Origin of the sequence: Saccharothrix sp. CCNWYY140 (genome assembly GCF_037401995.1) — a bacterium.
In the GTDB taxonomy this organism is placed as follows: domain Bacteria; phylum Actinomycetota; class Actinomycetes; order Mycobacteriales; family Pseudonocardiaceae; genus Actinosynnema.
Window position 1 is genome coordinate 1 of the sequence record NZ_JBBEGC010000181.1, and the last position, 11,811, is coordinate 11,811.

At 69.6% G+C, this 11,811-nt stretch carries 6 protein-coding genes; 2 read left to right on the forward strand and 4 right to left on the reverse strand.

What is annotated here, in order from left to right; all coding sequences use genetic code 11:
- Nucleotides 1–121: 121 nt before the first annotated feature.
- From WBN91_RS37065 to WBN91_RS37080, 4 genes are all read right to left on the reverse strand, one after another.
- Nucleotides 122–1,123 (reverse strand): LacI family DNA-binding transcriptional regulator, encoded by a 1,002-nt coding sequence (locus tag WBN91_RS37065; protein WP_337728950.1) that lies wholly within the window; start codon nucleotides 1,121–1,123, stop codon nucleotides 122–124.
- A gap of 2 nt (nucleotides 1,124–1,125) precedes the next feature.
- Entirely contained in the window at nucleotides 1,126–3,621 is a 2,496-nt protein-coding gene (locus WBN91_RS37070; protein ID WP_337728949.1) for a beta-glucosidase family protein, read from the reverse strand.
- Between the two features lie 258 nt (nucleotides 3,622–3,879).
- Nucleotides 3,880–6,813: a glycoside hydrolase family 48 protein gene (locus WBN91_RS37075; RefSeq protein WP_337728948.1), complete on the reverse strand. Its 2,934-nt coding sequence runs from the start codon at nucleotides 6,811–6,813 to the stop codon at nucleotides 3,880–3,882.
- 114 nt (nucleotides 6,814–6,927) lie between these two features.
- Complete coding sequence (locus tag WBN91_RS37080; RefSeq protein WP_337728947.1) at nucleotides 6,928–9,591, reverse strand: glycoside hydrolase family 9 protein; 2,664 nt, start codon at nucleotides 9,589–9,591, stop codon at nucleotides 6,928–6,930.
- Nucleotides 9,592–10,039: 448 nt separating this feature from the next.
- On the opposite strand from WBN91_RS37080, the gene WBN91_RS37085 reads away from it, so the two are divergent.
- Together WBN91_RS37085 and WBN91_RS37090 are read left to right on the forward strand one after the other, a co-directional pair.
- Complete coding sequence (locus WBN91_RS37085; RefSeq protein ID WP_337728946.1) at nucleotides 10,040–11,392, forward strand: glycoside hydrolase family 6 protein; 1,353 nt, start codon at nucleotides 10,040–10,042, stop codon at nucleotides 11,390–11,392.
- Nucleotides 11,393–11,467: 75 nt separating this feature from the next.
- On the forward strand, nucleotides 11,468–11,644 hold the full coding sequence (locus WBN91_RS37090; RefSeq protein ID WP_337728945.1) for a hypothetical protein: 177 nt from the start codon (nucleotides 11,468–11,470) through the stop codon (nucleotides 11,642–11,644).
- The last annotated feature ends 167 nt before the right edge of the window (nucleotides 11,645–11,811 follow it).

Sequence of the window (11,811 nt, forward strand, 5' to 3'; positions counted from 1 at the left end):
CGGACGGGGAAAGAAACCGAGGCCCTTCCCGTGGGCGCTAGCCGCTTCGGCTCGCGCCTTCGGCGCGGAGCACCCTTTGGGCGAGGCGGGGTGGTGTTCGGGCGGTGGGTGAGTGCCTGGGCTAGTGGGGAGCGGTGCTGGTTCGTTCTGTCAGCCGAGGCGGGAGGAGGGTCAAGGCGGGGGTTGGGGCTCGGTTGAGTTTGGCCATGAGGAGGGCGACTGCGTGGTGGCCCAGCTGTTCCGCCGGCACATGCACCGACGTAAGCGCAGGATGGAGGCGTTCGGCCTGGTCGTCCGGACAGATCGCGACCACCGCGATGTCCTCGGGGATGCGCCGCCCCAAGGAGCGCAGTACATCCAGCACCGACTGGAGTGCAGCCTCGTTGTGCACCACCAAGCCGGTCAACTGCGGGTGCCGTTCCAGCAGCCCGCTCACCGTCCGATGCACTGACTCGTGGTCGGTCTCCGTAGGCACCGTCGTCGATGAAACCCCTCGTCTCATCGCCGCCGCGCTAAAGCCAGCCATCGTGCGATGGGCGTAGCCGGTGTCACGCTGGTACACCGCGCGCGGAGCGCCGATCAAAGCCACCGACGTGTGGCCGAGGTCTGCCAAGTGGTCCACACACCTCGCACCTGCCTCGGCGAAGTCCAAGTCCACACACGTCAGCCTTGCGGCATCAGCTGGGAAACCAATGAGGACCGAAGGCCGATCCAGTTCCCGCAGCACAGGCACGCGCTCGTCGTGCATCTCCACGTCCATGACCAACAAGCCGTCCACCTGCGCACTGCCGGCAACCCTCCGCAGGCCGGCGGCACCCTGGTCCGCAGTCACCAACAGGACGTCGTGCTCGTGCCGACGAGCCGCGCCAGCCACCGCGACCACGAACTGCATCATCACAGGCATGTGCATGCCCTCGCGCATGGGAACCACCAAGGCGAGCACGTTGGCCCGACTACTAGCCAGCGAACGCGCACCCGCATGTGGGTGATAGCCCAAAGCTCGCACGCTGGCCTCCACGCGGGCCTTCGTGGCCTGCGAGATGGAACGGCGGCCGGTCAGCGCGTAGGACACCGTGCTGGGTGCGACCCCCGCGTGCCTTGCCACATCGGCGATCGTGACCAAGATCAACCCACCTCCGCAACGCGCACACCGGCTTGTTCGGCGGTCACCGTGAGCACCCCGTCGGCCGACTCCACGCGTGTTCCCTCCGGGGCCGTCCGGTGCTCTGGAGTGACGTCCTGGAAAGAGATCCACGCGCCGGCCCGGGTGAACACGACCGTGTCGTCCACCAGCCGCACGCCGTCGCAGTCGTCGAAGTCCACTGCCCGCAGCACACCCGAGCGTCGTGCGACCAGGTCGCCGGGCACGTCCACGACCAATCTGGCGCGGATGTCCCGGGAGGACGCCCCCACCAGCAGTTCGTACTGGCCCGCCTCGACCAGCTTCCCACCGGACACCACGTCCCAGTGCCACAGGTGCTCGACCGGCAGCTCCACCACCTGCCGCTCCCCCGGTGCCAGGTGCACCCGTCGGAACGACTGGAGTCGGCGCAGCGGTTGTCGCACGCGCGACTCCAGCGCGGTCGAGTACAGCTGGACGACCTCCGCCCCGGGCACCGAGCCGGTGTTGGTCACGCCGACCGTCAACACACCGTCCGTCCACTTCGGACTGTCGTACTCAAAAGACGTGTAGCTCAGGCCGTGCCCGAACGGGAACAGCGGTTCGCCCTCGAAGTACAGGTACGTACTACCCGCCCGGATGATGTCGTAGTCGAACAGATCTGGCAGGTCGGCGTCGGAGGCGTACCAGGTCTGGGTGAGCCTCCCGGCCGGCGAGTACTCCCCCACCAGCGCCTGGGCCACCGCACGCCCCTGCTCCTGCCCGCCGTGCGCCGTCCACACCACCGCGGGCACGTCGACGTCCAGCGCGTACGGGTAGCCGCTGACCAGCACGAGCACGGTGCGCGGGTTGGCGGCGAGCACGGCCCGGACCAGGTCGGCCTGCGGGAGACCCAGCCCTGTCCGGTCCTGGGTCTCCCGGCCGTTGATGTGCGGGTCGTTGCCCACCACCACGACCGCCGCGTCGGCTTCGGCCGCCACCTCCGCCGCCGCGGCGGTCCCGTCCACCACCGGCTCGACGGTGAACATCTCGGTCGCGGTGCCGTGCACGACGTTGTGGAGCACGACACCACCGTCCTGCGTGCGCGGCTCGAACAGCTCGCGCACGTCCCACCCGCCGGGCGCGTCCGCCTCGGCCACCAGGTCGCCCTCCTCGGACACGCCCAGGTACTTGCGCGTCCCGACGTGCCGCAGCGTCCACACGCCGTCGCCCCAGTCGAAGACGTCGAACTCGGCCCGCTCGCCCAGGCCCACGACCCCGTCCCGCACGCCCAGGTACCGGCCGTCGGCGGCGCGGAACGCCACCCGGTCCACGCCCTCGCAGTACGTGGTCGACGCGAACTCGGAGAGTCCACTGAGGACTGTCGTCTTGTAGGGCAGGGTGCCGCTGTACCAGTCTTCGAAGACCTCGTCGGCGTGTGAACCGATCATCGCCAGCTTCAGGCCGCGAGGGAGGGGAAGCACATCCTCGTTGCGCAGCAGCACGACTGCCTGCCGTGCGGCCTCCAAAGCCAGTTCGCCGTGCGTGCCGATGACGTCGGACGTGATGGCGGCGTACGGGTTGTCGTCGGGTGGGTCGAACTCGCCGAGCCGGAACCGCAGCGCCAGCACCCGACCCACTGCCCGGTCCACCACGTCCCAGGTGAGCAAGCCGTCCTTCAACGCGGTGGTCACGCTCTCGATCGTCAGCGTCGAGTCCTCACCCTGGTCGGTGAAGCTGTCCAGGCCCGCGATGAGCGCGGCGGCGTGCCCCTCCGCCTGGGTGGGCAGGAACCCTTGCAGCCCCGCGATGTTCGAGGGCGCGTAGGCGTCGCTGAGCACGGCCACGTCCGGCGGCAGGGTGCCCAGCAACGGGCTCAGGTGCGCGGGACGCCCGTTGACCAGGTTGTAGGACGGCATCACCGCCACGGCGACGGCCAGCGGCCCCAGGAAGCACGGCAGCTCGTACTCGTGCAGCACCCTGGGCCGCAGGTCCGACGACGTGACGCACCGGTCGGTCTCGTTGTTGTAGCCCAGGAAGTGCTTGAGCGTCGGCGCGGTGCGCAGGTAGCGCGGGTGGTCGCCGCGCAGGCCCGACGCGTAAGCGGTCGCCAACACCGACGTGAGCACCGGGTCCTCGGAGTAGCCCTCCTCGTTGCGGCCCCAGCGCGGGTCGCGCAACGGGTTCACCACGGGCGCCCACACGTTCAGGCTGTGCGACACCGGGTCCCGGTGGTGGAAGCCGCGCGCCTCGACGCCGACCGCCGTCCCCACCGCGTGCACCAGGTCCGGGTTCCACGACGCCGCCAGCCCGATCGCCTGCGGGAACACCGTGGCCTCGCCCAGCCACGCGACACCGTGCAGCGCCTCGGTGCCGGTGCGGAACTCCTCGACGTCCAGGCGCGGCACCGCGGGCTGGCGCTGGTGCAGCATCGCCACCTTCTCCTCGTCGGTGAGCCGGCCCAGCAGGTCGGCCACGCGGACGGGCAGCGGCAGCGCCGGATCGCGGAACGGGAGCAGCACCTTCAGCACACCTCGCGAGATCGTCGAATAGCTCGAACGAACTGCTCGGCGGTTCGAAACGATTCGATCCGCCGCCGGGGACCAACGGCGTGACAACCGCACCCGGAGTACCGGAAATGTGGCACAGGCCGCACTCGGGCGTCAACACCTCCGAAATGTTTCGAACGATTCGACTCGAACGCGTTCGACACCATTCTCGAAGCACGCCGAACGCCCCTCGCACCACGGTGTGCGAGGGGCGACGGCGACCTTCGAGGTTTACCCGAACAGCTCCGCGTGCAGGGAGAACGCCGTGGCGATCTCGGCCTGCGCCCAGAACCGGTGGTAGGTGAAGGTCGGCGCGGACCCGCCGTTCAGGTAAGACTGAACCTTGGGCCAATCGGGGTCGTTCTTGAAGAACGAGCGGATCGACAGGAACGTCGACGTCCCGTTGATGGTGTCGCCGTTGGGCATCTTGCCCGTCCAACCCGGCGGGATGTACGTGCCTTCACCGGTCGACGAGTTGTAGGGGTCGTCGAAACGGTTGTAGTCGGTACGGGTCTCCGGAACGGCGATGCCCTTCGTGGTCTGGTGCGACAGCAGCGCCGTCAGCAGACCCTCACCCGTGGCCTTGGCGGCGGCGTTGCCGCTCTTGGCCGCGTAGTTGAGCAGCGTCTTGGCCAGCGAGGCGCCGACACCGACGTCCTGGGTGTGGTTGAGCACGCTCACCCGCAGGCCCGCGTTGGCGCCCGGCGAGGTCGGGTTCCAGTTGTCCGGCGCGCCGGTCCAGCTCAGGTCGGACGGGATCTGGAACGCGCCGCCGGTGCCGACGGTGGTGTTGGCCAGCGCCCACGGGACCCACTTGTCGAGGATCTTCTTGGCGCGCGGGTCACCGGTCATCTGGTACAGCGACGCGGTGCGCTCCATCTGCCACACCTGGAAGCCGAACCAGCGGTTCGACGGCGGATCCCGCCACACCGGGTGGGCGTCGTAGAACATGCCGTAGAAGGTCGGCGTGCCCGCCGGCGGCGTGCCGTACTGACCCTCCCACGTGTTGGTGACACCGCCGGCGATGCCGCCGTCGGCGGACTGCAACCACTGGAGGACCTCCAGCTGGCGCTCCAGCGACTTGGCCCAGTCCTGCTGGCCGGTCGCCGACTTCGGCTTCAGCGCCGCCACCTGCGACAGCGCGTAGGCCGCCAGCGGGTTCTGGTAACCCTGGTGCGACGCGCCGTCACCGATGCGCCACGCCCAGCCGGCCGACGTGTCCGTCGCGCCGCCCCACGCGTAGTACCAGGACATCAGGTAGTGCGCGCTGTCCTTGCCGGACCCGGCCGCACAGGTGGCCGGGTTGGTGCAGTTGCCGATCTTCTTGAAGTACTTGTCGAACATGGCGTAGCGCAGGTAGTCGCCCATCTTGGCGGCCTTGCCGACCTCGGTGGCGATGTCGGCGCTCTTGCCCTGCGCGGTCGCCCACTGCTGGGCCAGCAGCGCCACCTGCACCGCACGCGCGTCGGCGTCCGGGGCGTTGGTGTACTTCCACTGCTTGGCGTAGGACGAGTCCTTGGTGAACAGGTCGAGGAAGCCGTTGGGGCCACCGTGCTTGAACGTGTCGCACGAAGGCTGCGGCACGGTCTCCCACACCGACTCCGACGAGCCGCGCTGGTAGGTGTTGATGTACGCGGGCGCGGTGTTGGTGCCGTCACCGCACCGGCCGAAGCCGAGGGTGTTGTCCACGTCCATCAGCCAGTGCATGCCGTAGATATCCGGCGTGCCGTAGGCGGTCTTCAGCTCGTTCGCGATCGGGTCCTGACCCACCGGGACGTTGCTGTCCAGCTGCGACGGGTACAGGTCCATGCGCGCGTGCTCGGGCGCGTAGGTCGCCGGCTTGGCCGGGTTGTACTTGTCGTTGGTCGGCTGGTCCGCCGTGGCCGGGATGATGTACTTCTCCATCGACGCCCACGCGGACTTGAACGACGTCCAGTTGCCGGTGAGCCGGCCGTAGCTGGCCTCCAGCCACAGGTAGTAGCTGAACGCCTCGGACGTGGTCTGGTGACCGTGGTCCGGCGCCTCGACCAACAGGGTCTCGACCGAGTGGTAGGGCACCTTCAGACCGTCGGAGAAGGTCCGGAAGTAGCCGCTGGCCGGGTCGTGGATCTTGTTGTACTGGTCCAGGAACGCCTGCGCGAAGTCCGACGAGCCCTTCGCGATCTCGGTCACCGTGGCGGTGGCCGAGGTGACGCCGGTGGCGCTCGCGGTGAACGTCGCGGAGGCCAGGTCGCCGCCGTTGTCCGCCGAGGTGACGGTGACGTTCTGCTTGGTCGACCAGTTGGTCGGCGTGAACGTCAGCGACGTCGGGGCCGCGGTCAGGTCGGTGCTGCCGGCCGTGCGGCCGATGGTCACCGTGACGCTGGACGCCGGCGCGGTGGCCAGCGAGACGGCGAAGGTCGCCGTGCCGCCCTGGCGCACGTTCAACGTCGGCGGGCTGATCTGGACGGCCTGCCCGGCCAGCACCCGGATGCCCACCGGCGCGGAGTTGCCGATGCCGCCCTTGTTGTCGGTGGCGCGGGCGGTGATGGCGTGCTCACCGACCGACGCGCCGGTCCACGTACCCGAGAACGGGGCGCTGGTGTCGGTCGCGACGACCACGCCGTCGGCCAGGAAGTCGACCTTGCTGACGGTGCCGTCGCTGTCGGTCGCGGTGGCCTCCAGCGGGATGGCCTGGCCGGACTGGAAGGCCTGGCCGGCCGTGGGCGAGTTCACCGCCACCGTGGGCGCGACGTTGGGGCCGGTGCACCGGGTGCCGTTGATCGCGAAGTCCTCGGGCGCGCGGTTCTGGGTCGTCCACGAGCCGTTGAAGCCCACCGAGTACTCGGCGCCGGTCCCCAGGTTGGGCGCCCAGGACGGCGCGGCCACGGTGACCACGGCACCGTTCTGGCTGAACGTGCCGTTCCAGCCCTGCTGAACGCGCTGGCCGTCCGGGAAGGTCCACGTGAGGCGCCAGTTGTTAACAGGGTCGCCCGAGTTCTTGATGGTGACGTTGGCGCCGAACCCGCCCTGCCACTGGTTGGTCACCTTGTACTCGACCGTGCACGTCACCGCGGCGTGCGCGGCTGGTGCCACAAGCGGCATCATGCCTGCGGCGGTCGCCGCCGCCGCGATCAGCGCGAGCGGTCGACTGCGCGACCGTCCGGCTCTGGTGCGGTACCTCATGCGTCCTCCTCCTGCACGGATCAGCCATTGATCCGCGAGCCTGCAAAGGGCGGTGGGGTTGGTATCGGCACGGGACGCCTGGGCGCGCAGAACGCCCCGTGCCGAGGTTCGTGGCTAGGGCTCGACGCCCCAGACGAGCGCGCCGCCGGTGTGCGCGGTGACGCGGTCGAAGTCGGTCAGCGAGGAGCTGACCCGGTAGCTGTGGTCGTTGGCCTGGTTGAACGACGACCAGTCGGTCTTGGCGATCCGGAGCTGGACGTCGCCGGTCTGGGCGCCCGCGTTGAGCGTCCCGGCGGTGAAGGTGACCTGGAGGTAGGCGTCCGCTCCGGTGCGGGCGGTCGCCAGCTTCACCACGGTGGCGCGGACGTTGGCGCAGCCGACCACAGCCCAGTCGCAGAACACCTGGTAGTTGGCGTTCGCGGCGTCACCGGTGAACCAGTACCGCAGCGTCACGGTGTCCCGCGCGACCGCGGTGGTGCCGCGGTTGACCAGGTTCAGCGTGGCGCCGATCTGGTTCGAGGTCGCGCTGCCGTCGCCGCGCTGCTGCACGACCAGGCCGCCGGTCACCGAACCGGTCTTGGTGCGGAAGGTGACCGCGGTGCTCGCCGCCGAGACGTTGCCCGAGGTGTCCTTGGCGCGCACCGAGAACGTGTACGAGGTGTCCGGGGTGAGACCGGTGACCTGGGCGGTGGTGCCGCTCGCGGTGGCGGCCACCGTGCCGTCCGGGCGCAGCACGTCGTAGCCGGCGACGGCGACGTTGTCCGTGGACGCCGTCCACGTCAGCGTGGCGCTGGACCCGGTGATCGTCGCCGCGGTCAGTCCACTCGGGACGGTCGGGGCCTCGCGGTCGACCGGGACCTCACCGGGCTCCTTGCCCCACTGGACGGCGCCGTTCTCGCGCAGCACCAGCCGGTCGGTCTGCACCACGGTGTTGCCCGAGCCGAGGCCGGTGTAGGACCAGTCGTTGGTCGGGTCCCAGGTGCCGGCGCTGGCGATGCGGAACTGCACCTCGTGCCGGAACGCGGACTGGCCTCCCGGGTAGACGTCCGGGCACGGGATGTCCACGTAGAAGACGTTGCCGCTGAACCTGGTCGGGCCGGACGCCGTGCCGCACTGGTTGTAGTTCGTGGTGACGGTGATCTGCTCGGGCGTGGTCGAGCCGTCGAGGGTGAAGTAGTAGCGCAGCGAGCCGTTGAAGGTGCGGGCGGGCCACGCGGTCTTGTTCAGGATGAACGCCTTCACCTCGGTGAACTGCGTCGACGACTGGCTGACCGACGCCTGCACGGTCAGCTCCGGGCCGTCCGGGGTCTCGGCGACCGGGAAGTTCGCCAGCGGGGCGCCGCCGTACTCCTTGTACAGGCGGGCCAGCGCGCCGGTGAAGGCCGCGTTGTAGTCCAGCGCGACCTCGTTGGCCACGTAGTCCTGGCGGCTGTCGGTGTACCGGTCGTCGTTGGTGCTCGGTCCGCCGACCAGCGCGCCGTAGAGGGTGTGCCGGCTGATGGCCGGTTCCTGGATGCTGTCGGCCCACGCGCCGTGCGCGGTGCGGTGGTGCGGGTTGCGCGGCGGGTTGGCGCCGAAACCGACGACGTAGCTGGAACTGCGCGGGTTGTCGCCCAGCGCGTAGTTGATCTGCTTGACGCCGAAGTCGTGGTAGGTCGCGGCGCGGGTGGCGTCGGTGGTGCGCAGCCAGTCGCTGTAGAGCAGGGCGACGAACGCCGTGTTGGCCGCGTACCGCAGCGAACCCCAGGTGTCCAGGACGGCTTGGCCGCCGGGCGAGTAGCGGATCCGGTTGCCGTTGTAGCCGGTGGTCCAGTAGTCCAGCCAGCGGTTGGCGTCGGCGACGTACTCGGCCTCGCCGGTCAGCTTGGCCAGCAGGGCGTAGGCGCCGTAGGACTTGTCGTCCCACGCGATCGTCCACTTGTAGGACCGCGTGGTGCTCTGCGGTTCGGTGCCCAGCTTCGGGTACTCGGTCTTGGCCTTGGTCAGGTAGGCGGCGTCACCGGTCGCGCGGTAGAGCCAGATCGCGCCCCACACCAGCTCGTCCTGGTAGCCGCTCCACGAGTTGTAGAAGCTCGCGGCGTCGGTGATGCAGGAGCTGTACTTGCCGCGGTAGGTGTCGGCGAAGGTGTACAGCTGCTTGGCGTGGGTGAGCAGCGTCGCGGCGTAGGTCGGGTCGGTGGGCTTGAAGACCATCGACGACGCGGCCAGCGCGGCGGCGTACTCGCCGGCGAGGTCGGAGCCGGGGCAGGAGGCGTCCACTTTGTACGACGGGCGCGCCATCCGCATCACCTCGGCGGGGCCCCACCAGGCGTGGTCGGGGTTGCCCGCGCCGACCTGGCCGTAGACCACGTTGGGCGACGGGTGCGCCTTGACGATCCAGTCGGTGCCCCACTTGAGGTTGGACAGGAGGTGCTTGAGCTGCCCGGAACCCTCGTAGGCGTCGCGGTTCTCCACCGCGCCCCACGCCAGCATGGTCATGGACGCGCCGAAGGGCAGGCCGAACTTGACGTGGTCGCCGGCGTCGTAGAACCCGCCGGTCAGGTCGAGCCCGACGTCCGAGCCGTCGCGCATCGCCGAGTCGCCGCGCCAGTTCACGCGGTTGTCGGCGGGCAGGTCGCCGGAGCGTTGGGCGTCGTAGAACCAGATCGACTTCTGCAACGCCTCGCCGTAGTTGAACGCCGGCGCGGCGGTGGCCACGGGTGCCAGGGGGGTGAGCGTCAGCGCGCCGACCAGCACCGCGAGCGTGCCGGCCGCCGCACCGGACATGCGTCGTCGCATGCGGTGCCTCCAGGAAGCAGGGGATTCTGGGAGCGCTCCCAGCGAGGGACTGTAACCGCAACGCAACACCGTGAAAAGGGGCTGAACCGCAGCCCGCAGCCCAATGCGCCGAATGCCGTCGCAGAGCTGCACCGAATGCCGCAATTCGCGAATCGACCCCGATCGGCGTTCGACGACGTCTCAACAGACCGGAATGGAGCAATGTGCCCGGAAAATGCCTACTCAGCGTGCCGTTGTAACGTTGCAAGGCGCTGACGAGCGCGTTCACGCCGTCGAATCGACGCGCTTCGATCCACCGACCGTGAAGACGATCAACGTGCTGCGGCCGACGACCGCAGGCGGTTACCCCTTTTGCCGACGCCTTCGGAATGGTTACAGTGCCGCCGACTGGGAGCGCTCCCAATAGGCGAGGGCTCCTCCCGACATCGACGTCGGCGGAAGGATGGCGATGAGGAAAGGCAAAGCGGCAGCCGCGGGTGCGCTGTCCAGCGCCCTGGTGGCGGGCGCGGCGGCGCTGGCCCTGAGCGGCGGGGTGACCGCCGCGCACGCGGCCGACTCGGCTTTCTACGTGGACCCGAACACCGGCGCGGCGAAGTGGGTCGCGGCCAACCCGGGCGACTCGCGGACCCCGGTGATCCGCGACCGGATCGCCTCGGTCCCGCAGGCCCGCTGGTACACCACGAGCAACACCTCGACGGTCCGCGCCGAGGTGGACTCCTTCGTGGGCGCGGCGGCGGCAGCGGGCAAGATCCCGATCCTCGTCGTCTACAACATCCCCAACCGCGACTGCGGCGGCGCGAGCGGCGGCGGCGCCCGCTCGCACGCCGAGTACCGGGCCTGGGTGGACCAGGTGGCGGCGGGCCTGGGCGGTCGGCGGGCGTCGATCGTGCTGGAACCGGACGTGCTGCCGATCATGACCAACTGCCAGTCGGCCGACCAGCAGAACGAGACCCGGGCGTCGATCTCGTACGCGGGCAAGAAGCTCAAGTCCGGTTCGTCGCAGGCCAAGGTCTACATCGACATCGGCCACTCGGGCTGGCTCGGCGCCTCCGAGGCGGCCAACCGACTGCGCAGCGTCGACATCTCCAACAGCGCGGACGGCATCAGCCTCAACGTCTCCAACTACCGCTACACCAGCACGGAGACCGCCTACGCGCACAACATCCTCAACGCCCTGGGCGACTCGCGCCTCAAGGCCGTGATCGACACCAGCCGCAACGGCAACGGCCCCGCGGGCAGCGAGTGGTGCGACCCGGCCGGCCGCGCGATCGGCACGCCAAGCACCACCAACACCGGCGACGCCCGCATCGACGCCCACCTGTGGATCAAGCTGCCAGGCGAGGCGGACGGCTGCATCGCCGCAGCCGGCCAGTTCGTCCCACAACGGGCATACGAGCTGGCCATCGCCGCAGGCCCCACCAGCACCACCACAAGCACCACAACCACAACCACCACCAGCACCACAACCACCACGACCACGCCCAACCCCGGCAACGGGTGCGCGGTGCGGCACCGCGTGACAAGCGCGTGGTCGGGCGGTTACACCGGGGAGATCGTGATCGAGAACCGGGGCGCGCCGATCAACGGCTGGACCCTGACCTTCTCCGCCCCCGGCGTGACCGTCACCCAGGGCTGGAACGGGACGTGGACCGACAGCGGCGACGTGGTCCGCGTCGGCAACGCGTCCTGGAACGGCAACCTCGCCACCGGTGGCACCGCGACCATCGGCTACCAGGCGAGCTACTCGGGAAGCACCCCTCCGTTCACGTCTCCCACCTTGAACGGCACGGCCTGCTCCTGACGACCGTTCCCAGCCCCGCGGCTCCCCGCGCCGGTGATGGCAGTCCCGGCCCGGGGAGCCGCCTATCCTTACAACGTGACCCCAGACGAGGCAGTGGCCCTGCTGACGAACCCGGAGTCCCCACCAGATTCCCGCTACCAGGCCCACGCAGACCTGACAGCAGCAGCCGCAAACGGCAACAAAGAAGCCGAAGCAGCCCTGCACTACCTCCGCTACACCCGCTCCGACCGCACCGCCTGCAACACCGACTAACACCACACCAACCAACCCACGCGCCGCGCGAAAAGAGGGATGCGCGCAGCGCGTGGGGTGCGCGCAGCGCGTGGGGCGCGGGCCGCGTTGGCGCGCAGCGCGGGTTCTTCGGCGGAGCCGGCAAGCGGCAGTCCACCGAGGAGGACACAACTCAACTTGGGCTTCTT